The organism is Pseudomonas sp. GW821-FHT09C08, assembly GCF_059418125.1.
The window spans coordinates 462881-484920 of the sequence record NZ_JBWKPG010000004.1; the positions used below are offsets into that span (position 1 = coordinate 462881).

Sequence of the window (22040 nt, forward strand, 5' to 3'; positions counted from 1 at the left end):
CGTCACAGGGTCCGTGCGGGGCGGCTTTCAGCGAGATTTTTATGGGGTTATCCCCTTTATTGTCAGCACCCCAGGCGTGGTCCGGGGGTGTTCTCCAGCTATTTAGTATTGGGAAGCCACAATGATTGGCATAAAAAGCATCGCCAGTTACGTGCCGGCAGACGGGATCGATAACTACGCCCAGGGTGCCAAATTCGCCAAGGATGAAGAGTTCATCATTGGCAAGATCGGCTCGGCCTTCCTGCCGCGCAAGGAAGCGGCGCAGGAAACCTCTGACCTGTGTGTCGAGGCGGTCAACGCTTTGTTTGCCAACAACCCGGATTTGAAGCGCGAGTCCATCGACGCGCTGATCGTCGTCACCCAGAACGGCGATGAAGAGGGCCTGCCCCACACTGCCGCCATCGTCCAGGACAAACTGGGCCTGCCGACTCACGTCGCCGCCTTTGATATCTCCCTGGGCTGCTCCGGCTATGTCTACGGCATCTACGCGATGAAGGGCTTCATGGAAGCCGCCGGCCTGAAAAACGGCCTGCTGATCACCGCCGACCCGTATTCGAAGATCGTCGACCCGGAAGACCGCAACACCACCATGCTGTTCGGTGATGCCGCCACCGCTACCTGGATGGGCGAAGACGCACCGTGGTTGCTCGGCAAGTCCAAGTTCGGCACCGACGGTTCCGGCGCGCCGCACCTGAAGGTCAGCGATGGCGTGTTCTTCATGAATGGTCGCCAGGTGTTCAACTTCGCCTTGCTCAAGGTGCCGGCGCATTTGCACGAGCTGCTCGATGAGTCGCAGCTCAAGGCCGATGACATCGATGCATTCTGTATTCACCAGGGCAGTGCGGCGATTGTCGACGCCGTAGCGCGTCGTTTCGAAGATGCGCCGGTCGACAAGTTCATCAAGGACATGGTCGAGACCGGCAACACCGTGTCGTCGAGCATTCCGCTGCTGTTGGAAAAGCACGTGATGGACGCTACCTGGAAACGCGTGGCCATCAGCGGTTTCGGGGTTGGCCTGTCGTGGGGTTCGGCGATTCTCTATCGCCCGTGACGCTTTAATAGCGACAAACAAAAACGCCGATGATCGAAAGATCATCGGCGTTTTTTATTTGGCGCCAGAAAAGCCAATGTTTGTTGGGTTTTGTGCAGGCGTAAACCCTTGAATTGCAAGGGGTGGCACGGCGCCAGTAAAAAAAATCAAAAAAATCCTCAAGCAACCGGCTACCACGACGATAACTATTACGTAGGTTCTCAGGCCACACCCGGCGGTTGCCAGGGCCGGAAGCCGCAGTATCCATCCAACGAGGATTTCGTCATGGCTTTAACAGTAAACACCAACATTGCTTCGATCACTACTCAGGGCAACCTGAACAAAGCTGGCGGCGCCCTGGCCACTTCCATGCAGCGCCTGTCTTCCGGCCTGCGTATCAACAGCGCTAAAGACGACGCTGCCGGCCTGCAGATCGCTAACCGCCTGACCAGCCAAATCAACGGCCTGGGCCAAGCAGTAAAAAACGTGAACGACGGTATCTCCATCGCTCAGACCGCTGAAGGCGCGATGCAGGCTTCGACCGACATCCTGCAGAAAATGCGTACCCTGGCTCTGTCCTCCGCTACTGGCTCCCTCAGCGCTGACGACCGTAAGTCGAACAACGACGAATACCAGGCTCTGACTTCGGAACTGACCCGTATCTCCAACACCACCACCTTCGGTGGCCAGAAGCTGCTGGACGGTTCGTACGGTACCAAAGCTATCCAGGTTGGCGCCAACGCCAACGAAACCATCAACCTGAGCCTGGAAAACGTTGCGGCCAACAAAATTGGTTCGCAGCAGGTTAAAAGTTCTGACGTTGCTATCACCGAGAAAGGTTTGGCTGCAGGCGACATTACTGTAACAGGTAACGGCCAGACCAAAACCGTAAGCTACCTTGAAGGCGCTTCCGCAAAAAGCATCGCTGCCCAGCTCAATGGTTCGATCGGTGGCCTGACTGCAAGCGCCAGCACCGAAGTCAAACTGAAGGTTGATACCACTAAGACCACTGGTGCTACACCTCCTGCTTCTGCCAACTTCAAGCTCACCGTTGGTGATGGCAAAGAAGTAAGCTTCATCGGTGTTACTGATAACGCCAGCCTGGCTGACCAGCTGAAATCCAACTCCGCTAAACTGGGTATCAGCGTCAACTACGATGAAGTTAACGACACCCTGGAAATCAAATCCGATTCTGGCGAGAACCTGGTATTTGGTGCTGGTACCGGCGCTGACGCTGTTTCGGTTAACGCCAAAAACGGTAAGGGTGAGTACACGTTCGATACCGCTACTCCACCTGCTGAGAAGTTCACTGCCCTGTCTGCTACCGTAGCATCTACCGTTACCGGTCAGGTATCGCTTGATTCGGCTAAAGGCTACTCCCTGGCTGCCGGTACTGCTGATGGTGTAACTGGTCTGTTCGGTAAAGCCAGCGTTGTGGCAGAGAAGACCACCATCTCTGACACCACCGTGACCGACGCTTCTTCTGCCCAGAACGCCCTGGCTGTAATCGACAAGGCCATCGGCACCATCGACAGCGTTCGTTCGGGCCTGGGTGCTACCCAGAACCGTCTGACTACCACTGCAGACAACCTGCAGAACATTCAGAAGAACTCCACCGCTGCACGTTCCACCGTTCAGGACGTCGACTTCGCTTCCGAAACCGCCGAACTGACCAAGCAACAAACCCTGCAGTCGGCTTCCACCGCGATCCTGTCGCAGGCTAACCAGCTGCCATCCGCTGTACTGAAACTGCTTCAGTAATCCCAGCGCTTGGTAACTAACGGAAGGGCGCGTCTACGTGCCCTTCCGTTTTTTCGGTTTAGAGGAGATTGGACATGGACATGAGTGTAAAGCTGAACCAGTCTTATCCGCCGGTTGCACCTCAGAGCGCGCCTGTTCAGGTGGCAGCCGACAAAAGCACCACCCAAGTCCAGGAAGCCCCCGCCATCGGCAAACAGCCTGAGCGTGCGGACCTGGAAAAAGCGGTAACCGATATTCGCGAATTCGTACAAGCTGCCCAGCGCAGCCTGGATTTTTCCATTGATGACACGACTCACCGTGTGGTGGTCAAGGTCATCAATACCGACAATGGTGAAGTGATTCGCCAGATTCCGTCGGAAACGGCATTGAAACTGGCACAGAGCCTCTCCAGCGCAAGCCACGTGTTGTTTGACGACAAGGCTTGAGCTGGCATGAAACTTGTTGCTGAGTTGTCTTGAGGCGTAATAAGTCAAGATAACGGCAGCCACCGAACAGGAGATAGATGATGGCGGGTTCAACGGTAAGTGGTATCGGTTCGAACATCGATACGCAAGCGATCGTGACATCCTTGGTCAACGCCGAAAAGGTGCCCAAGCAGACGCAGATCAATACCGCGTCCCAGAAGGCGACCACCACGCTGTCTTCGATCGGCAAGATTCAGGCGGCGCTGGATGCGTTTCGTGGTGCGCTGGATACTATGACGGCGAGTTCCAGCTTCACGGGTTTGACCGGTTCGTCCTCGGATGAAAAAGTTGCGACCATGACGGCGAGCAACACGGCTTCCAACGGCAGCTTTCGGTTGATTGTCAGTCAGCTTGCACAGGCCTCGAAGCTGTCGACCCAAAACTTCAAGGGCGGCACATCGACGGTGGTGAATACCACTGACAAGCCGACGACATTGACTATCAGCCAGTCCGGCAAGAACTACGACGTCAGTATCCCCGTTGGCGCAACCTTGCAGCAGGTGCGTGACTCGATCAATACCCAGTTCGGCACATCGGGTTTGAGTGCGAACATCCAAACCGACTCCAACGGCTCGCGGTTGATCCTGACCTCGACCACCATGGGCACGGGATCGGACCTGAAGTTGTCGGGTAATTCGGGATTGGACACTGGCTCGACGGTCGTTGATAAACCATTGGATGCGCTGTACACCATTGACGGCGTTGCGTCTGTTTCCAAAACCAACAACATCGAAGGCGCGTTGAGCGGCGTGAATATCAAGTTGGTATCGGTTTCGGCGCTCAAGACTGCGGGGGATACCAGTACAAACCCTGAGCGAAACGCGACCCTCATCACCGTCAGCACCAACAACACCGCGCTCAAGTCTGGGGTCAAGGGTTTCATCGACACCTACAACGCCCTGATCACCGCCATGAACGCCGAAACAAAGGTCACCACCAACCTCGATGGCAGCACCACGGGGGCGACCCTGACGGGCGACTCCACCATGCGTTCGCTCCAGGCGGCGATTCGTAATGAGTTCAACGCGCTGTCGGGCACTGGTCAGTTCAAGTCCCTGGCTCAATTCGGTGTGGTCACCAACTCGAGCACCAGTCTGCTGAGCATCGACGACAAAAAGTGGGACGCCGCGGTAAAAACCAACGCTGCCGATATCAACAGCATGTTCACCGGCCCAAGCGGCATGCTGGCGCGCATGAAAAGCGCCACCGACGACTACGCCAAGTCCACCACCGGCATCCTGGCAACGCGCTCCACCTCGTTGTCTGACACGCTCAAGGACCTGACCAAGCAACAGTCCTCCCTGGACGAGCGCATGGACCTGCTGACCAAGAGCCTCTCGGACAAGTACAACGCCATGGACACCCTGGTTGCCCAGTTGCGCCAGCAAAGCACCAGTGTGATGACCACGCTCAATGCGCTGAACAACCCAAAGACCAATAGTTGATCGCTGCGAATAAAAAAAGGCCAGGCAACCTGCCTGGCCTTTTTTTATCGAGAGACGACTGGCGCTAAAGCTTTTTGCGAACCCGTCGACATATTGGTTACTGAAACCCTTTTCGCTGTCGCCTGTCACGAGGTAGAAACATGAATCCCATGAGAGCCCTTCGCCAATACCAGAAGGTCAATTCCCATGCTCAGATCTCCGAAGCCAGCCCTCATCGCCTGGTGCAGATGCTGATGGAAGGCGGGCTGGACCGCATGGCCCAGGCCAAAGGTGCGCTGGCGCGTGGTGACATCGCACAGAAGGGCCTGATGCTCGGCAAGGCTATCGATATCGTGATCGGGCTGCGTGACGGCCTGGATGCAGAAAAAAGTGATAACCCGGCTTACGTCCAGCAGTTGGAAAGTCTGTACGCGTACATGACCAACCGCTTGATGGAGGCGAACCTGCATAACGACGCCGACATGATCGACGAAGTGGCGCGTTTGTTGATTACCGTGAAAGAAGGCTGGGATGCCATCGCCGCGCCACAGGCTGTAACCGAGTAAGGCGCAGCAGAGAAGGGCCTGAGGGCCTTGAGGACTATGTGATGAGCCAAGCACTGCAACGCATTGATGAAACCCGTGAGGCGCTGATGGGCGCGCTGGCGGACCGTAACTGGGACGCGATTGGCGAGCTCGACATGGGGTGTCGCGACGTGATCGAGCAGGTGCTCAGTGAGGCGCCGGTCGACGAGAATGCGTTGCGTGAGAAGCTTGAGAGCCTGCTCGCGGTTTACCAGCAATTGCTTGAGGTGACGACGGGCGAGCGGCAGGCGATTTTCGAAGAGATGTCGCAGATCAACCAAGCGAAAAATGCGTCAAAGGTTTACCATCTGTTCGGCTGAATGAGCTCAGTTAATCCGAACGGCGCGTCATATATTTGACTGTGCCAGCATTTTTGACTTAACTAGTGCTGTTTTCAGATTTCAGACGTCTAGTAAGGCATGAAGTCTTACAGGCGTCTCGATTGCCCTCACTCTTGGGGCAGAGCGTTTTACTAGGGAAGTTGCTATTGCATGTGGCGTGAAACCAAAATTCTGCTGATTGATGACGATAGCGTCCGCCGCCGCGATTTAGCGGTGATTTTGAATTTTCTTGGCGAAGAAAATTTGCCCTGCGGCAGCCATGATTGGCAGCAGGCGGTCAGCTCATTGTCATCGAGCCGTGAAGTCATTTGTGTGCTGATCGGGACGGTGAACGCTCCTGGCGCTGTTTTGGGCTTGTTAAAGACACTGTCAACCTGGGATGAGTTCCTTCCGGTGTTGCTGATGGGCGATATTTCTTCCATCGACCTGCCTGAAGACCAGCGCCGCCGCGTGCTGTCCACCCTGGAAATGCCGCCCAGCTACAGCAAATTGCTCGACTCCCTGCACCGTGCCCAGGTCTATCGCGAGATGTATGACCAGGCGCGCGAGCGCGGTCGCCACCGCGAACCCAACCTGTTCCGCAGCCTCGTCGGCACCAGCCGTGCGATCCAGCACGTGCGCCAGATGATGCAGCAAGTGGCCGACACCGACGCCAGCGTGCTGATCCTCGGCGAGTCGGGCACCGGCAAGGAAGTGGTCGCGCGCAACCTGCACTATCACTCCAAGCGCCGCGACGGGCCTTTTGTGCCGGTCAACTGCGGGGCGATTCCGGCCGAGCTGCTGGAAAGCGAATTGTTCGGCCATGAGAAGGGCGCCTTTACCGGGGCGATCACCAGCCGTGCCGGGCGTTTCGAACTGGCCAACGGCGGCACGCTGTTCCTCGACGAAATCGGCGACATGCCGCTGCCGATGCAGGTCAAGCTGCTGCGCGTGCTGCAGGAACGTACCTTCGAGCGCGTGGGCAGCAACAAGACCCAAAGCGTCGACGTGCGCATCATCGCGGCCACCCACAAGAACCTCGAAAGCATGATCGAGGTGGGCAGCTTCCGCGAAGACTTGTACTACCGCCTCAACGTATTCCCGATCGAGATGGCCCCGCTGCGCGAGCGCGTGGAAGACATCCCGCTGCTGATGAACGAACTGATCTCGCGCATGGAACACGAAAAGCGCGGCTCGATCCGTTTCAACTCGGCGGCGATCATGTCCCTGTGCCGCCACGGCTGGCCGGGTAACGTCCGCGAGCTGGCCAACCTGGTGGAGCGCATGGCGATCATGCACCCCTACGGCGTGATCGGCGTGGTCGAGTTGCCGAAGAAATTCCGCTACGTCGACGATGAAGACGAGCAACTGGTCGACAGCCTGCGCAGTGACATGGAAGAGCGGGTCGCCATCAACGGCCACACCCCGGACTTCGGCTCCACCGCCATGCTGCCGCCCGAAGGCCTTGATCTCAAGGACTACCTCGGCAACCTCGAACAGGGGCTGATCCAGCAGGCGTTGGACGACGCCAATGGCATCGTCGCACGGGCTGCCGAGCGCCTGCGCATCCGCCGAACCACCCTGGTTGAGAAGATGCGCAAGTACGGCATGAGCCGCAAAGAAGGTGATGAACAGGCGGATGATTGACGCCTGTTTTCCAAACCGCTGAAATTTCAGCGGTTTTTTTTCGGCACAACTATTGCTACAGCCCTCGCAACGTTCCGTTTAACTGACGGTCAGCCAAGCGAGAGAGCATGATGCCCCACGCCGCCCAACTATCTTCGGTCCCTGTCCTGCAGGGGCCTGCCCCGTCTGTAGAAGAACTCAGCCGCAATGGCCTGGAGCAGGCCTTTTCGCTGTTCAACCAGATGTCGAGCCAATTGACTGACTCCTACAGCCTGCTGGAAGCCCGGGTCTCCGAGCTTAAAGGCGAGCTGGCGGTGGTCAGTGCCCAGCGCATGGAAGAGCTGGCCGAGAAAGAGCGCCTGGCCAACCGTCTGCAAAACCTGCTGTCGCTGTTGCCGGGCGGCGTGATCGTGATCGACGATCAGGGCCGTGTGCGCGAAGCCAACCCGGCGGCCTGCGACATGCTCGGCCTGCCGCTGGAAGGTGAGTTGTGGCGCCATGTCATCACGCGCTGCTTTGCGCCGCGCGAAGACGACGGCCACGAAATCTCCCTGAAGGACGGGCGCCGCTTGTCCATTGCCACCCGTTCCCTGGATGCGGAGCCGGGCCAGCTGGTGCTGCTCAACGACCTGACCGAAACCCGTCACCTGCAAGACCAGCTGGCGCGCCACGAGCGTTTGTCGTCGCTGGGGCGGATGGTCGCTTCTTTGGCGCATCAGATCCGCACGCCCCTGTCGGCGGCGTTGATCTACGCCAGTCATTTGACTGATGAGCAATTGCCCGCTGCCACCCACCAGCGATTTGCCGGGCGCCTCAAGGAGCGCTTGCACGAGTTGGAGCACCAGGTGCGCGACATGCTGGTGTTTGCCCGTGGCGAATTGCCGCTGACTGACCGCATCACTCCGGCCGCGCTGATGCAGGCCCTGCAGGCTGCAGCCGCCACGCATATTCAAGACGTCCAGGTGCGCTGGCAGTGCGACAGCCACCTCGGTGAGCTGCTGTGCAACCGCGACACCCTGGTCGGCTCGCTGCTCAACCTGATCGAAAACGCCACCCAGGCCAGTGGCCCCGGCGCGCGCCTCAAGGTGCACCTGTACAGCCGCGAGCAAACCCTGCGCCTGTGCATCAGCGACAGCGGCAGCGGTATCGACCCGGTCGTATTGCAGCGCCTGGGCGAGCCGTTTTTTACCACCAAGACCAACGGTACCGGCCTCGGCCTGACCGTGGTCAAGGCGGTGGCACGTGCCCATCAGGGAGAATTGCAACTGCACTCCCGAGTCGGGCGTGGCACCTGTGCATTGATGACCTTGCCGCTGTTTTCATGCGCGGCAGGCGCGGAGTAAAAAGTAATGGCTATCAAGGTTCTGTTGGTGGAAGACGATCGCGCCCTGCGTGAAGCATTGGCTGACACGCTGTTGCTGGCGGGCCATGACTACCGGGCGGTCGGTTCTGCCGAGGACGCCTTGGAGGCGGTCGAGCAGGAAACCTTCAGCCTGGTGGTCAGCGACGTGAACATGCCCGGCATGGACGGCCACCAGTTGCTCGGCCTGCTGCGTGCGCGCCAGCCGCAACTGCCGGTGTTGCTGATGACCGCCCATGGCGCCGTTGAGCGCGCGGTGGATGCAATGCGCCAGGGCGCGGCGGATTACCTGGTCAAGCCTTTCGAACCCAAGGCCCTGATCGAGCTGGTGGCGCGGCATGCACTGGGCGTGATCACGGCCAGTGACGGCGAGGGCCCGATTGCCTTCGAACCGGCCAGTGCGCAGTTGCTGGAACTGGCGGCCCGCGTGGCGCGCAGCGATTCGACCGTGTTGATTTCCGGCGAGTCCGGTACCGGTAAAGAGGTGCTGGCGCGCTATATCCACCAGCAATCGACGCGCGCCAAACAACCGTTCATCGCCATCAACTGTGCAGCGATCCCCGACAACATGCTCGAAGCCACGCTGTTCGGCCACGAAAAGGGCTCCTTTACCGGCGCCATCGCGGCCCAGGCGGGCAAGTTCGAGCAGGCGGACGGCGGCACCATTCTGCTCGATGAGATCTCGGAGATGCCCCTGGGCCTGCAGGCCAAGCTGCTGCGGGTGCTGCAGGAGCGTGAAGTGGAACGTGTGGGCGCGCGCAAGCCGATCCAGCTGGATATCCGCGTGGTAGCCACCACCAACCGAGACCTTGCCGGTGAAGTGGCGGCGGGGCGCTTCCGTGAGGATCTGTTCTACCGCCTCTCGGTGTTTCCGCTGGCCTGGCGTCCGTTGCGCGAACGCCCGGCGGATATCATTCCACTGGCCGAGCGCCTGCTGAACAACCACGTCAAAAAAATGAAGCATGCCCAGGCGCGGCTCTCGGCCGAGGCCCAGGCGTGCCTGATCGGCTATCCATGGCCGGGCAACGTGCGCGAATTGGACAACGCCATCCAGCGCGCGCTGATTTTGCAGCAGGGCGGCTTGATCCAGCCCCAGGATTTCTGCCTGGCCATGGGCAGTGGTGCGGCGCCGCTTCCGACCCTGGCGCCGGTGCCGGTAGTCGCCGAAACCGAGACCGCCGGGGCCCTGGGCGACGACCTGCGTCGCCGCGAATTCCAGATGATCATCGACACCCTGCGTGCCGAGCGCGGCCGCCGCAAGGAAGCCGCCGAACGCCTGGGGATCAGCCCACGCACGCTGCGCTACAAGCTGGCACAGATGCGCGACGCCGGGATGGATGTCGAGGCTTATCTTTTCGCCACCTGATCGGTAACAAGGCGGACAAGCTTTGTCGCCTTTTCTTACGAGTTGCTACAGAGCTGGCACCCTTGTTGCTACCTCCCCTAGTAATTGCTGCGTAGTGTCAAAAATTTGCGGGTTGTCGGGAGAGAGAAGGTCATGAGCCAGGGTATTGAGTTCAATCGGTTGATGTTGGATATGCGCTCCATGCAAATGGATGCCATGGCTCAACCGAAATCCGTCGCGCCAGCGCCGGAATTGGGCCAAAGCAGCTTCGCCGACATGCTCGGCAAAGCCATCAACAAAGTCAGTGATACCCAGCAAGCCTCCAACCAGTTGGCCAATGCGTTCGAGATCGGCAAAAGCGGCGTGGACCTCACCGATGTGATGGTCGCCTCGCAAAAGGCCAGCGTCTCGTTCCAGGCCCTGACCCAAGTGCGTAACAAGCTGGTTCAAGCCTACCAAGACATCATGCAGATGCCGGTTTAAGGACGAGATTTAAGTCATGGCAGAAGCAGTCGTGGACAACGTACCCGCCAAGGCAGACGGCAAGCCGCCGCTGTTTGGCCTGTCGTTCCTGGAAAACCTCTCGGAAATGACCATGTTGCGTCAGGTGGGCCTGATGGTCGGCCTGGCTGCCAGCGTGGCGATTGGTTTTGCCGTGGTGTTGTGGTCGCAGCAACCCGATTACCGGCCGCTGTACGGCAGCCTGGCGGGCATGGATTCCAAGCAGATCATGGAAACCCTGTCGGCTGCCGACATTTCCTACACTGTGGAGCCCAACTCCGGCGCTCTGCTGGTCAAGGCCGACGACGTGGCCCGGGCGCGGATGAAACTCGCGGCGGCTGGCGTGACCCCGTCCGACAGCAACATCGGTTTTGAAATCCTCGACAAGGACCAGGGCCTGGGGACCAGCCAGTTCATGGAAGCCACTCGCTATCGTCGTGGCCTCGAAGGCGAACTCGCCCGCACCATCTCCAGCCTCAACAACGTCAAGGGCGCCCGCGTGCACTTGGCCATTCCGAAAAGCTCGGTGTTTGTGCGCGATGAGCGCAAGCCAAGCGCCTCGGTACTGGTCGAACTGTTTTCCGGCCGCTCCCTGGAGCCTGGTCAGGTCCTGGCGATCATCAATCTGGTGGCCACCAGCGTTCCTGAATTGAGCAAGTCGCAAATCACTGTGGTCGACCAGAAGGGCAACCTGCTGTCCGACCAGGCTGAAAACTCCGCGCTGACCCAGGCCGGCAAGCAGTTCGACTACAGCCGCCGCATGGAAAGCATGCTCACCCAGCGTGTGCATAACATCCTGCAACCGGTGCTGGGCAACGACCGCTACAAGGCTGAAGTGTCTGCCGATGTGGACTTCAGCGCCGTCGAGTCGACCTCCGAGCAGTTCAACCCTGACCAGCCGGCCTTGCGCAGCGAGCAGTCGACCAGCGAACAACGCACCGCCAGCAATGGCCCGCAAGGTGTGCCGGGTGCCCTGAGCAACCAGCCACCGGCACCGGCAACCGCGCCGCAAACCACCGGTGGCGCGGCCGCGACTGCTGGTGCAGTGCAACCTGGGCAGCCGCTGCTGGACGCCAACGGCCAGCAGATCATGGACCCGGCCACCGGCCAGCCGATGCTCGCCCCTTACCCGGCGGACAAGCGTAACCAGTCCACCAAGAACTTCGAACTCGACCGTTCCATCAGCCACACCAAGCAGCAGCAGGGCCGTGTCAATCGCCTGTCGGTGTCGGTGGTGGTCGATGACCAGGTCAAGGTCAACCCGGCTGACGGTGCGGTTACCCGTGCGCCCTGGAGCGCCGACGAATTGGCGCGCTTCACTCGCCTGGTGCAGGACGCCGTCGGTTTTGACGCCAGCCGTGGCGACAGCGTCAGCGTGATCAACATGCCGTTCTCCGCCGAGCGTGGCGAAGTGATCGCCGACCCGGCGTTCTACACGCAGCCGTGGTTCTGGGACATCGTCAAGCAAGTGCTGGGTGTGTTGTTCATCCTGGTGCTGGTGTTCGGCGTGCTGCGTCCGGTGCTCAACAACATCACCGGCAACGGCAAGAAACAACTCGCGGCCTTCGGTGGCAGCGACGTCGAGTTGGGTGGCATGGGCGGCCTGGATGGCGAACTGGCCAACGACCGCGTCAGCCTCGGAGGCCCGCAAAGCATCCTGTTGCCAAGCCCGAGCGAAGGCTATGACGCTCAGCTGAATGCAATCAAGAGTCTGGTGGCAGAAGACCCGGGCCGTGTGGCCCAGGTCGTGAAAGAGTGGATCAACGCAGATGAGTGATAATCGAGCCGCTGTTGCCAAGCTCACCAAGGTCGACAAAGCCGCTGTATTGCTGCTGTCGCTGGGTGAAACCGACGCCGCCCAAGTGCTGCGCCACATGGGCCCTAAAGAAGTCCAGCGGGTTGGCGTGGCCATGGCGCAGATGCGCAATGTGCACCGTGAGCAGGTCGAGCAGGTGATGAGTGAGTTCGTCGAGATCGTCGGCGACCAGACCAGCCTGGGCGTCGGCTCCGACAGCTACATCCGCAAGATGCTCACCTCGGCCCTGGGCGAAGACAAGGCCAACGGCCTGATCGACCGCATCCTGCTGGGTGGCAACACCAGCGGCCTCGACAGCCTCAAATGGATGGAGCCGCGCGCCGTCGCCGACGTGATCCGCTATGAGCACCCGCAGATCCAGGCGATCGTCGTGGCGTACCTCGACCCGGACCAGGCCGGTGAAGTGCTTGGCCACTTCGACCATAAGGTGCGCCTGGACATCATCCTGCGCGTGTCGTCGCTGAACACCGTGCAGCCGGCGGCCTTGAAAGAACTCAACACGATTCTCGAGAAGCAGTTCTCGGGCAACTCGAATGCCTCGCGGACCACCTTGGGCGGTATCAAGCGCGCGGCCGACATCATGAACTTCCTCGACAGCTCGGTCGAAGGCCAGTTGATGGACTCGATCCGCGAGATCGACGACACCCTGTCCGGCCAGATCGAAGACCTCATGTTCGTGTTCAACAACCTCTCCGATGTCGACGACCGTGGCATCCAGGCGCTGCTGCGCGAGGTGTCCTCCGACGTGCTGGTGCTGGCGCTCAAGGGCTCCGACGAGAACGTCAAGGAGAAGATCTTCAAGAACATGTCCAAGCGTGCTTCCGAGCTGCTGCGCGACGACCTCGAGGCCAAGGGCCCGGTGCGCGTCAGCGACGTGGAAACTGCGCAGAAAGAGATCCTCACCATTGCCCGCCGTATGGCCGAAGCCGGAGAAATCGTTCTCGGCGGGAAGGGCGGCGAAGAAATGATTTAAGGCGCCACTCATGTCGAACAAAGATGGGGCTCCCAGCGATCTGATTCGCGCGCGGGATGTCGGCGGGTTCGACATCTGGTCGTTGCCCAGCTTCGATCCGCATGTGCCGGAGCCCGAGCCGGAACCGGTGGAAGAGCCGCCTGCGGAAATGGAAGAAGTGCCGCTGGAAGAAGTCCAGCCACTGACCCTGGAAGAGTTGGAGAGCATCCGCCAGGAGGCCTACAACGAAGGGTTTTCCGCCGGTGAAAAAGATGGTTTTCGCAGCACCACCCTCAAGGTGCGCCAGGAGGCCGAGGCGGCGCTCGCCGTCAAGCTGGCCAGCCTGGAGCGCTTGATGGGCGGCTTGTTCGACCCCATCGCCGAGCAGGATTCGCAGATCGAGAAAGCCATGGTCGGCCTGGTGGAGCATATCGCCCGCCAGGTGATCCAGCGTGAGCTGGTGCTCGATTCCAGCCACATCGAAAGCGTGATGCGCGAAGCGCTCAAGTTGCTGCCGCTGGGCGTCGGCAATGTGCGGCTGTACATCAACCCGCAGGATTTCGAACAGGTCAAGGCCCTGCGCGAGCGCCATGAAGAAACCTGGCGCATCGTCGAGGACGCCTCCCTGCAGCCAGGGGGTTGCCGCGTCGAGACCGAGCACAGCCGCATCGATGCGACGGTGGAAACCCGTATCAGCCAGATCATGGCCAAGCTGTTCGACCAACTCCACGAACAAGTCCTGCACCCGGCCGATCCTGACCTGAGTGTGGACCTGGACGCCCCTGATGCGCCTTGATCGCACCAGCTTCGCCAAACGCCTGGGTGGCTATGCCGAAGCCACTGAGTTGGCTGGCCAGCCGATCCTCGAAGGGCGCCTGTTGCGCATGGTCGGCCTGACCCTGGAGGCCGAGGGCCTGCGCGCGGCCATGGGCAGCCGCTGCCTGGTGATCAACGACGACAGCTACCACCCGGTGCAGGTCGAAGCCGAAGTCATGGGCTTTTCCGGCAGCAAGATTTTCCTGATGCCCGTCGGCAGCCTGGCCGGCATCGCCCCCGGTGCCCGCGTGGTGCCGTTGGCTGATACCGGTCGCCTGCCCATGGGCATGAGCATGCTCGGCCGCGTGCTCGACGGCGCCGGTCGCGCGCTGGACGGCAAGGGCGGGATGAAGGCCGAAGACTGGGTGCCGATGGACGGCCCGACCATCAACCCGCTGAACCGCAACCCGATCAGCGTGCCGCTGGACGTGGGCATTCGCAGCATCAACGGATTATTGACGGTCGGTCGCGGCCAGCGTCTGGGCCTGTTCGCCGGTACCGGCGTGGGTAAGTCGGTGTTGCTCGGCATGATGACCCGCTTTACCGAGGCCGACATCATTGTGGTGGGGCTGATCGGCGAGCGGGGTCGTGAGGTCAAGGAATTCATCGAGCACAGCCTCGGTGAAGAAGGCCTCAAGCGCTCGGTGGTGGTCGCGTCCCCGGCCGACGATGCACCGCTGATGCGTTTGCGCGCCGCGATGTATTGCACGCGCATCGCCGAATATTTTCGCGACAAGGGCAAGAACGTCCTGTTGCTGATGGACTCGCTCACGCGTTTTGCCCAGGCCCAGCGGGAAATCGCCCTGGCCATCGGTGAGCCGCCGGCCACCAAGGGCTATCCGCCGTCGGTGTTTGCCAAGCTGCCCAAGTTGGTGGAGCGCGCCGGTAATGCCGAAGCCGGTGGGGGCTCGATCACCGCGTTCTACACGGTGTTGTCCGAAGGCGATGACCAGCAGGACCCGATTGCCGACTCGGCGCGGGGTGTACTCGACGGCCACATCGTACTGTCGCGGCGCCTGGCGGAAGAGGGGCACTATCCGGCCATCGACATCGAGGCGTCGATCAGCCGGGTGATGCCTGCCGTGGTCACGCCGGAGCACATGGCGCGCGCGCAGCATTTCAAACAGTTGTGGTCGCGCTACCAGCAGAGCCGCGACCTGATCAGTGTCGGCGCCTATGTCGCCGGTGGTGATCGCGAGACCGACCTGGCGATCGCCCTGCAACCGCAGTTGGTGACCTACCTGCGCCAGGGCCTCAACGACAAGATCAGCATGGGTGAAAGCGAAGCGCACCTGGGCTCGATCTTCGCCCCGGCGCCAGGCGGCTAAGCCATGGCCAGCACGCGTTCCTCACGTCTGGCCCCGGTGGTGGACATGGCCGAAAAGGCCGAGAAAACCGCCGTGCAGCGCCTGGGGTATTTCCAGGGCCAGGTGCGTCTGGCGGAAAGCAAGCTGGGCGACCTCGAGCGTTTTCGCAGCGAGTACCAGCAGCAATGGATCGAACGCGGCAGCAAAGGCGTTTCCGGCCAGTGGCTGATGGGCTACCAGGGCTTTCTCAACCAGTTGGAAACCGCCGTCGGCCAACAGCGCCAGAGCCTGGCCTGGCACCAGAACAATCTCGATAAAGCCCGCGAGAGCTGGCAAGCGGCGTTTGCGCGGGTCGAAGGCCTGCGCAAACTGGTGCAGCGCTACATCGACGAGGCGCGGGCCATCGAAGACAAGCGTGAGCAGAAGCTGCTCGACGAACTGTCCCAGCGTCTGCCGCGTCAATCCCAATTCTAAAAATGTGGCAGCGGGCCTGCTCGCGAAGGCGGTATGTCAGTTTGCATCTGTGGTGCTGGCAGGCTGCTTTCGCGAGCAAATCCGCTCGCGCATTTGATTCGCCGTGTTGCTCAGATCCGCTTCGCCTGCTAAACCTTGTTGCACATTGCCAATGACAAGGAAGCAGTCGTATGTCAGTCGAGTCAGAAGTATCCCTGGATGGGACGAAATTGACGATTACCATCAAGGGGCGGTTCGATTTCGGTAGCCACCAAGCCTTTCGTGATGCCTACGAGCGATTTTACAAAGTGCCCGAGATCTACGTGGTGGACTTGAAGCACACCACTTATATGGACAGCTCGGCCCTGGGCATGCTCCTGCTGCTGCGTGACCATGCCGGTGGCGATAACGCCGAGGTTCAGGTGATCAACAGTAATTCTGACGTGCGCAAGATCCTCGCCATTTCCAACTTCGACAAATTGTTCGACCTCACTTGAGCGTCCTGGCCCCGGTTCCTGAAGCGCTGAGCATATTGATCGCCGAAGACAGCGCCGCCGACCTGTTGTTGCTGTCGACGATCATCCGACGTCAGGGCCATCAGGTACTGACCGCCACCAACGGCGCGCAAGCGGTTGAGGTGTTCGCCCGCGAGCGTCCGCAGCTGGTGCTGATGGATGCGCTGATGCCGGTGATGGATGGCTTTGAGGCGGCCCGCCGCATCAAGCAACTGGCCGGCGAGGCGCTGGTGCCGATTATCTTCCTCACCTCCCTGCGCGAAAGCGAAGCGCTGGCCCAATGCCTGGATGCCGGCGGTGACGACTTCCTGCCCAAGCCCTACAACCAACTGATCCTGGCCGCGAAGATCAACGCCATGGACCGCCTGCGCCGGTTGCAGGCCACCGTGTTGCAGCAGCGCGACCTGATCGCCAGGCACCACGACTATCTATTGCATGAGCAGCGGGTCGCCAAGGCCGTGTTCGACAAGGTCGCCCATTCCGGCTGCATCAATGCCGCGCCGAACATTCGCTACCTGCAATCGCCCTATGCGTTGTTCAACGGTGACTTGCTGCTGGCGGCCTACACGCCGTCCGGCGACATGCACGTGCTGCTCGGCGACTTCACCGGCCACGGCCTGCCGGCAGCGGTGGGCGCGATGCCGCTGGCGGAAGTGTTCTACGGCATGACCGCCAAGGGCTATGGCCTGGCGCAGACCCTGCGCGAGATGAACGCCAAGCTCAAGCGCATCCTGCCGGTGGACATGTTCTGCTGCGCCACCCTGTTGTGCCTGAGCACGCAGCGCCGCGTGGTGGAGGTATGGAACGGCGGCATGCCCGATGGCTATGTGCATGAAGTCGCCAGTGGCCAGCGCACGCCGCTGCAGTCGCGGCATTTGCCGTTGGGCGTGCTTTCGGCCGACGCTTTTGATGATCGCACCGAAGTCTGGCCCATGGCCTTGGGCGACCGCGTGTTCCTGCTGTCCGATGGTGTGCTGGACACCGCTGACGCGAATGATCAATTGTTTGGCGCCGAGCGTTTGCAGCAGGTGTTCGCCGCCAATCGCGAGCCGGATCGGCTGTTCGAGGACATTGAACAGGCGCTGGCGGCCTTTCGCGGCGAGGCGCGGGATGACGTGAGCATGGTGGAAATCACCCTGCAGCCCGGCCAGTCGTTGCGCGCGACCGGGCCATTGTATGCCGACAGCGGCCAGTCGTGCCCGCTGGATTGGTCGGTGAGTTTCGAGTTTCGCGCCGAAACCCTCAAGCGCTACAACCCGTTGCCCTACCTGCTGCAACTGTTGCTGGAGATCCACGGCCTGCGTGAGCAGAGCGGGGCGCTCTACAGCGTGATGGCCGAGCTGTATTCCAACGCGCTGGAGCATGGCGTGCTGGGCCTGGACTCGCGGCTCAAGCGCGATGCCCAGGGGTTTACCGAGTATTACCGCCAGCGCAACGATCGCCTGGCGCAGCTGAACAGCGGTTATGTACGCGTGCACGTGCAGGTGGTGCCCACCGAAGCGGGCGGCAAGATGACCTTGCGCCTGGAAGACAGCGGGCCGGGGTTCGACGTCGAACAGGTGCTGGCCCGCCCGTTGGATATCGACCGTCTGTCCGGCCGCGGGCTGAGCCTGGTGCGCCAGTTGAGCAGCGATGTACGCTGGTCCGATGGCGGGCGCAGTGTCTGCGTGGAGTTTTGCTGGGGGGCTCTGGCATAATCCGCCGATTCTTGATCAAGGAGCGAGCAAGTGGTTGATATTCATCTGGACCCTGACGTGTTGTCGGGTTTGCAGGAAGTCATGGAAGGCGAGTACCCCAAGCTGCTCGATACCTTTCTCGATGATTCCCAGAAGCGCGTCGAAGCCCTGCGCAAGGCCCGCGACGACGCCAAGGCGCTGGGGCGCATCGCCCATAGCTTCAAGGGCAGCAGCGGCAACCTCGGCGCGGTGCGCCTGGCGCAGTTGTGCCAGCGGCTGGAGGTCGAGTCGGTTGAGTCCTCGGCGGACCTGGGGGCGCTGGTGGATCAGATTGATCATGAGTTTGCGTTGGTGAAGCCGTTGTATGAGACCGAGCGGCAGCGGTTTGGCGTGTAGTTGGGGGGTGTACGTATCCATCAGCCGTTACCTGAATAACGGATAGGTACACAACAAAAACAAAGCCAAGTAAAACCTGGCCCGACTCTTGCTCTATCTCCCGATACTGCATCCCCGATCCCCATGCAGTGGAGACCTTTACCTATGCCAGTCGCCCCGAATTCGCTCCTTCAGGCTGCCCCCGCGGCCAAGCCTCAAGCGTCCGCCGCCCCGCAGCCGGTTGTGGATGCGGACCCACGGGACAAGGGCCCTGGCTTCGCACAGGTGTTCGCCAACCAAGGCGCCAAGCCCGCGATCAAGGCCGACGACAACTCGGCCAAGCCCACACGGGACAAGCCTTCCGACAACTCTGCCAAGCCTGTCGCCAGCAGCGACAAGCCTGCCGCCAGCACGCCAGCGGTTGCCGATAGCGGCAATACCTTGCCTGCCACGCCGCCGGCCAAGTCCGATGACAGTGCCAGCACCGATGACGACGCGCCGGTCGATCCGACCCTGGTGCAGCAGCCCCCGACCGACCCGGTGGTCGATCCGGCGTTGATTGCCACGGTCACGCCGGTGGTTGTGCCGGTACCGGTGCAAACCCCGGCACCGGCGGCTGCCGCCCAGGACGACAGTGCCCAGCCGGTGGTTGCGGCGCCGATCGCGGCCACCGAGGAAGCCAAGCCGGCGTTTGACCCCGAGGCCGATCCACTGGATGCGATGCCGGCCGTGCGCCTGGCGATGGAGCAGGGCGGGCATGTGTCGGCCAGCAGCCAGGCACCGGCAAAAACCGCCCCGGCGCCGACCCAGGACCAGCCGACGGCTGCGCAGAACTTTGCCGCCGGCCTGGCCAACATGGTCGACCAGCAAGCCACCAAGGACAGCACTGACTCCGGCGGCGAGAAGGCCTTCAGCGGGCTGATCGAAGGCGGTCTCAAGGACCTCAAGGAAGCCAGCAGCGACACGCGCGTCGATGACTTCGCCAATCGCCTTGCCGCGCTGACCCAGGCCGCCACGCCGAAAACCGCCAATGCGCTGCCGCCCACGACCAATGCGCCGCTGGCCATGCACCAGAGCGGCTGGACCGACGAAATCGTCAACCGCGTGATGTACCTCTCCAGCGCCAACCTCAAGTCGGCAGAGATCCAGTTGCAGCCGGCCGAACTCGGCCGCCTGGACATCAAGGTCAACATGACGGCCGACCAGCAGGCCCAGGTCAACTTCATGAGCGCCCACCCGGTGGTGCGTGAAGCGCTGGAAAGCCAGTCCGGCCGCCTGCGGGAGATGTTCGCCCAGCAAGGCATGGGCCAGGTCGACGTCAACGTGTCCGACCAGTCCCGTGGCCAGGAGCAGCAGCAACAGCAGGCCCAGACCCGTGGCGTGAGTGGCACGGGTGGGCGCGGCGGCGACAACGGCGACAATGCCAGTCACGGCGATGTGGCTGAGGCCGTCGCGCCGGTGACGTCTACCGTGATCGGCTCCAGCGCCGTCGACTACTACGCCTGATCCTGAGCCTGGCACAGGCCAAAATGTGGGAGCGGGCTTGCTCGCGAAGGCGGTGTGTCAGTTTGCATGTGTGCTGACTGACACATGCTTTCGCGAGCAAGCCCGCTCCCACATTTGATTTGCAGTGTTCTCTCTTCCTGAATTACCAGACAACTCTGGCATAACACTTGCTCTTGCCTTTCCGTAGATCTATGAATCCCCGAATAGTGACGGATTATTGGCATGGCGAAGAGCGACGACGCAGCAAAAGCACCCGCAGGCAAAGGAAAGCTCAAGCTTATCCTGTTGATAGTCCTGGGCCTGCTCCTGGCCATCGGCGCCTCGGTGGGTGGCACCTGGTACATCATGCACAGCAGTGCAAGCAAACCGGCACCCGCCGCCGAAACCGCCAGTAACGTCAAGCAACCGGCAATCTTCGAGCCGATGCTCCCGGCCTTTGTCGCCAACTTCAACCAGAACGGGCGTCAACGCTACCTGCAGGTGAGCATCACCTTGCTGGCGCGTAACCAGGCGGACCTGGATGCCCTCAAGGTGCATATGCCGGTGATCCGCAACAACCTGGTGATGCTGTTCTCCGGACAGAGCTTCGACACCCTGGCCACCCCGGTGGGCCAGGAAATGCTGCGCCAGAAGGTCACTGCCAGCGTGCAGGAAGTGGCCCAGAAAGAGCTCGGCAAAGTGGTGGTCGAACAGGCGCTCTTCACTAACTTCGTATTGCAGTAGGATCACGACATGGCCGTGCAAGACCTGCTGTCCCAGGATGAAATCGACGCGCTGCTGCATGGCGTGGACGATGGTCTGGTACAGACCGAAATGGCTGCCGAACCCGGCAGCGTCAAAAGTTATGACCTCACAAGCCAGGATCGCATCGTCCGTGGACGCATGCCGACCCTGGAAATGATCAACGAGCGTTTTGCCCGCTACACCCGTATCAGCATGTTCAACATGCTGCGCCGCTCGGCGGACGTGGCGGTGGGCGGCGTGCAGGTGATGAAGTTCGGTGAATACGTGCACTCGCTGTACGTGCCCACCAGCCTCAACCTGGTCAAGATCAAGCCGCTGCGCGGCACCGCGCTGTTCATCCTCGACGCCAAGCTGGTGTTCAAGCTGGTGGACAACTTCTTCGGCGGCGACGGCCGTCACGCCAAGATCGAAGGCCGTGAATTCACCCCGACCGAACTGCGGGTGGTGCGCATGGTGCTGGAGCAAGCCTTCATCGACTTGAAGGAAGCCTGGCAGGCGATCATGGAAGTCAATTTCGAGTACATCAACTCGGAAGTGAACCCGGCCATGGCCAACATCGTCGGCCCCAGTGAGGCCATCGTGGTGTCGACCTTCCACATCGAACTCGATGGCGGTGGCGGCGACCTGCACGTGACCATGCCGTACTCGATGATCGAACCGGTGCGCGAGATGCTCGATGCGGGCTTCCAGTCCGACCTCGACGACCAGGACGAACGCTGGGTCAAGGCCCTGCGCGAAGACCTGCTCGACGTCGACGTGCCCCTGAGCGCCACCGTGGCCCGTCGCCAGTTGCGTCTGCGAGATATTTTGCACATGCAGCCGGGGGACGTGATCCCGGTCGAATTGCCGGAAGAAATGATCATGCGCGCCAATGGCGTGCCGTCGTTCAAGGTCAAGCTGGGGTCCCACAAGGGCAACCTGGCTTTGCAAGTGGTTGAGCCGATCAACCGTCGCTGATCCCTAATTTATGAATGTTTGCTCCGCCGAGGACATGTAATGGCTACCGAACACGAAAACACTTCCGCCGAAGACCAGGCCCTGGCTGACGAATGGGCAGCTGCCCTGGAAGAAACCGGCGATGTTGGCCAGGACGATATCGACGCACTGCTGGCGGCCGACGCGGCCACCGCACCGGTCGGCAATCGCCTGCCGATGGAAGAATTCGGCAGCGTGCCGAAGAACAACGACCCGGTGACCCTCGATGGCCCGAACCTGGATGTGATCCTCGACATCCCGGTCTCGATCTCGATGGAAGTCGGCAGCACCGAAATCAACATCCGCAACCTGCTGCAGCTCAACCAGGGCTCGGTGATCGAGCTCGACCGCCTGGCCGGTGAGCCCCTGGACGTGCTGGTCAACGGCACGCTGATCGCCCACGGCGAAGTGGTGGTGGTCAACGAGAAGTTCGGCATCCGCCTGACCGACGTGATCAGCCCGAGCGAACGCATCAAGAAGTTGCGCTGAG

At 61.0% G+C, this 22040-nt stretch carries 22 protein-coding genes; all 22 read left to right on the forward strand.

The genetic code is table 11. The features are described from left to right. The first annotated feature begins 121 nt into the window (after positions 1-121). The 22 genes from AC07OJ_RS16775 to fliN all read left to right on the forward strand — a co-directional run bounded on the left by AC07OJ_RS16775 (position 122) and on the right by fliN (position 22039). Entirely contained in the window at positions 122-1051 is a 930-nt protein-coding gene (locus tag AC07OJ_RS16775) for a ketoacyl-ACP synthase III (protein WP_065909788.1), read from the forward strand. A 264-nt stretch (positions 1052-1315) separates the two neighbouring features. After that, a complete protein-coding gene (locus tag AC07OJ_RS16780; RefSeq protein WP_065909790.1) occupies positions 1316-2791 on the forward strand; it encodes a flagellin N-terminal helical domain-containing protein in 1476 nt (491 codons plus the stop codon). A 74-nt stretch (positions 2792-2865) separates the two neighbouring features. Then, complete coding sequence (locus AC07OJ_RS16785) at positions 2866-3216, forward strand: flagellar protein FlaG (RefSeq protein WP_065909792.1); 351 nt, start codon at positions 2866-2868, stop codon at positions 3214-3216. Positions 3217-3296: 80 nt separating this feature from the next. Next, positions 3297-4700 carry a flagellar filament capping protein FliD gene (gene fliD / locus AC07OJ_RS16790; protein WP_065909793.1) on the forward strand — a complete coding sequence of 468 codons (1404 nt, stop codon included), beginning with the start codon at positions 3297-3299 and terminating at the stop codon, positions 4698-4700. A gap of 140 nt (positions 4701-4840) precedes the next feature. Next, complete coding sequence (gene fliS, locus AC07OJ_RS16795) at positions 4841-5245, forward strand: flagellar export chaperone FliS (protein WP_065909795.1); 405 nt, start codon at positions 4841-4843, stop codon at positions 5243-5245. A 41-nt stretch (positions 5246-5286) separates the two neighbouring features. Continuing rightward, positions 5287-5583: a flagellar protein FliT gene (locus AC07OJ_RS16800; protein ID WP_282397743.1), complete on the forward strand. Its 297-nt coding sequence runs from the start codon at positions 5287-5289 to the stop codon at positions 5581-5583. A gap of 171 nt (positions 5584-5754) precedes the next feature. Continuing rightward, on the forward strand, positions 5755-7230 hold the full coding sequence (locus AC07OJ_RS16805; protein WP_065909797.1) for a sigma-54 dependent transcriptional regulator: 1476 nt from the start codon (positions 5755-5757) through the stop codon (positions 7228-7230). 110 nt (positions 7231-7340) lie between these two features. Further along, positions 7341-8552, forward strand: a complete 1212-nt coding sequence (locus AC07OJ_RS16810) for a sensor histidine kinase (protein ID WP_106805615.1) — start codon at positions 7341-7343, stop codon at positions 8550-8552. Positions 8553-8558: 6 nt separating this feature from the next. Continuing rightward, positions 8559-9935, forward strand: a complete 1377-nt coding sequence (locus AC07OJ_RS16815; protein ID WP_495094838.1) for a sigma-54-dependent transcriptional regulator — start codon at positions 8559-8561, stop codon at positions 9933-9935. Between the two features lie 132 nt (positions 9936-10067). Beyond that, positions 10068-10397 carry a flagellar hook-basal body complex protein FliE gene (gene fliE / locus AC07OJ_RS16820; protein ID WP_065909800.1) on the forward strand — a complete coding sequence of 110 codons (330 nt, stop codon included), beginning with the start codon at positions 10068-10070 and terminating at the stop codon, positions 10395-10397. Between the two features lie 16 nt (positions 10398-10413). After that, positions 10414-12192 (forward strand): flagellar basal-body MS-ring/collar protein FliF, encoded by a 1779-nt coding sequence (gene fliF, locus AC07OJ_RS16825; protein WP_065909802.1) that lies wholly within the window; start codon positions 10414-10416, stop codon positions 12190-12192. After that, positions 12185-13204, forward strand: a complete 1020-nt coding sequence (gene fliG / locus AC07OJ_RS16830) for a flagellar motor switch protein FliG (protein WP_010208743.1) — start codon at positions 12185-12187, stop codon at positions 13202-13204. Before fliF ends, fliG begins: the two co-directional genes overlap by 8 nt. 10 nt (positions 13205-13214) lie before the next feature. After that, entirely contained in the window at positions 13215-13979 is a 765-nt protein-coding gene (gene fliH / locus AC07OJ_RS16835; protein ID WP_495094839.1) for a flagellar assembly protein FliH, read from the forward strand. After that, entirely contained in the window at positions 13969-15327 is a 1359-nt protein-coding gene (gene fliI / locus AC07OJ_RS16840) for a flagellar protein export ATPase FliI (protein WP_065909805.1), read from the forward strand. Before fliH ends, fliI begins: the two co-directional genes overlap by 11 nt. Before the next feature lie 3 nt (positions 15328-15330). Beyond that, the gene (gene fliJ, locus AC07OJ_RS16845) at positions 15331-15780 is read left to right on the forward strand and encodes a flagellar export protein FliJ (RefSeq protein WP_065909807.1); all 450 of its coding nucleotides are present in this window, start codon (positions 15331-15333) and stop codon (positions 15778-15780) included. A 170-nt stretch (positions 15781-15950) separates the two neighbouring features. Then, on the forward strand, positions 15951-16256 hold the full coding sequence (locus tag AC07OJ_RS16850; RefSeq protein WP_106803036.1) for an STAS domain-containing protein: 306 nt from the start codon (positions 15951-15953) through the stop codon (positions 16254-16256). Next, positions 16253-17971 (forward strand): ATP-binding SpoIIE family protein phosphatase, encoded by a 1719-nt coding sequence (locus AC07OJ_RS16855; RefSeq protein ID WP_065909809.1) that lies wholly within the window; start codon positions 16253-16255, stop codon positions 17969-17971. Before AC07OJ_RS16850 ends, AC07OJ_RS16855 begins: the two co-directional genes overlap by 4 nt. Before the next feature lie 30 nt (positions 17972-18001). Further along, positions 18002-18346 carry an Hpt domain-containing protein gene (locus AC07OJ_RS16860; protein WP_213553289.1) on the forward strand — a complete coding sequence of 115 codons (345 nt, stop codon included), beginning with the start codon at positions 18002-18004 and terminating at the stop codon, positions 18344-18346. 144 nt (positions 18347-18490) lie between these two features. Continuing rightward, complete coding sequence (locus tag AC07OJ_RS16865; protein WP_065909814.1) at positions 18491-19831, forward strand: flagellar hook-length control protein FliK; 1341 nt, start codon at positions 18491-18493, stop codon at positions 19829-19831. Positions 19832-20053: 222 nt separating this feature from the next. Next, positions 20054-20554 carry a flagellar basal body-associated protein FliL gene (gene fliL, locus AC07OJ_RS16870; RefSeq protein ID WP_065909816.1) on the forward strand — a complete coding sequence of 167 codons (501 nt, stop codon included), beginning with the start codon at positions 20054-20056 and terminating at the stop codon, positions 20552-20554. A gap of 9 nt (positions 20555-20563) precedes the next feature. After that, positions 20564-21532, forward strand: a complete 969-nt coding sequence (gene fliM / locus AC07OJ_RS16875) for a flagellar motor switch protein FliM (RefSeq protein WP_065909818.1) — start codon at positions 20564-20566, stop codon at positions 21530-21532. A 39-nt stretch (positions 21533-21571) separates the two neighbouring features. Beyond that, the gene (gene fliN, locus AC07OJ_RS16880) at positions 21572-22039 is read left to right on the forward strand and encodes a flagellar motor switch protein FliN (protein ID WP_003214557.1); all 468 of its coding nucleotides are present in this window, start codon (positions 21572-21574) and stop codon (positions 22037-22039) included. Position 22040: the final 1 nt, after the last annotated feature.

What these genes read in the sequence shown, in the direction of transcription:
- AC07OJ_RS16815 (WP_495094838.1), top strand. Translation starts at nt 8,559, where the DNA reads ATGGCTATCAAGGTTCTGTTGGTGGAAGACGATCGCGCCCTGCGTGAA.
- fliL (WP_065909816.1), top strand. Translation starts at nt 20,054, where the DNA reads ATGGCGAAGAGCGACGACGCAGCAAAAGCACCCGCAGGCAAAGGAAAG.
- AC07OJ_RS16775 (WP_065909788.1), top strand. Translation starts at nt 122, where the DNA reads ATGATTGGCATAAAAAGCATCGCCAGTTACGTGCCGGCAGACGGGATC.
- fliS (WP_065909795.1), top strand. Translation starts at nt 4,841, where the DNA reads ATGAATCCCATGAGAGCCCTTCGCCAATACCAGAAGGTCAATTCCCAT.
- fliJ (WP_065909807.1), top strand. Translation starts at nt 15,331, where the DNA reads ATGGCCAGCACGCGTTCCTCACGTCTGGCCCCGGTGGTGGACATGGCC.
- AC07OJ_RS16865 (WP_065909814.1), top strand. Translation starts at nt 18,491, where the DNA reads ATGCCAGTCGCCCCGAATTCGCTCCTTCAGGCTGCCCCCGCGGCCAAG.
- fliM (WP_065909818.1), top strand. Translation starts at nt 20,564, where the DNA reads ATGGCCGTGCAAGACCTGCTGTCCCAGGATGAAATCGACGCGCTGCTG.
- AC07OJ_RS16805 (WP_065909797.1), top strand. Translation starts at nt 5,755, where the DNA reads ATGTGGCGTGAAACCAAAATTCTGCTGATTGATGACGATAGCGTCCGC.
- fliN (WP_003214557.1), top strand. Translation starts at nt 21,572, where the DNA reads ATGGCTACCGAACACGAAAACACTTCCGCCGAAGACCAGGCCCTGGCT.
- AC07OJ_RS16850 (WP_106803036.1), top strand. Translation starts at nt 15,951, where the DNA reads ATGTCAGTCGAGTCAGAAGTATCCCTGGATGGGACGAAATTGACGATT.
- fliD (WP_065909793.1), top strand. Translation starts at nt 3,297, where the DNA reads ATGGCGGGTTCAACGGTAAGTGGTATCGGTTCGAACATCGATACGCAA.
- fliF (WP_065909802.1), top strand. Translation starts at nt 10,414, where the DNA reads ATGGCAGAAGCAGTCGTGGACAACGTACCCGCCAAGGCAGACGGCAAG.
- AC07OJ_RS16785 (WP_065909792.1), top strand. Translation starts at nt 2,866, where the DNA reads ATGGACATGAGTGTAAAGCTGAACCAGTCTTATCCGCCGGTTGCACCT.
- AC07OJ_RS16810 (WP_106805615.1), top strand. Translation starts at nt 7,341, where the DNA reads ATGCCCCACGCCGCCCAACTATCTTCGGTCCCTGTCCTGCAGGGGCCT.
- AC07OJ_RS16800 (WP_282397743.1), top strand. Translation starts at nt 5,287, where the DNA reads ATGAGCCAAGCACTGCAACGCATTGATGAAACCCGTGAGGCGCTGATG.
- AC07OJ_RS16780 (WP_065909790.1), top strand. Translation starts at nt 1,316, where the DNA reads ATGGCTTTAACAGTAAACACCAACATTGCTTCGATCACTACTCAGGGC.
- fliH (WP_495094839.1), top strand. Translation starts at nt 13,215, where the DNA reads ATGTCGAACAAAGATGGGGCTCCCAGCGATCTGATTCGCGCGCGGGAT.
- fliE (WP_065909800.1), top strand. Translation starts at nt 10,068, where the DNA reads ATGAGCCAGGGTATTGAGTTCAATCGGTTGATGTTGGATATGCGCTCC.
- fliG (WP_010208743.1), top strand. Translation starts at nt 12,185, where the DNA reads ATGAGTGATAATCGAGCCGCTGTTGCCAAGCTCACCAAGGTCGACAAA.
- fliI (WP_065909805.1), top strand. Translation starts at nt 13,969, where the DNA reads ATGCGCCTTGATCGCACCAGCTTCGCCAAACGCCTGGGTGGCTATGCC.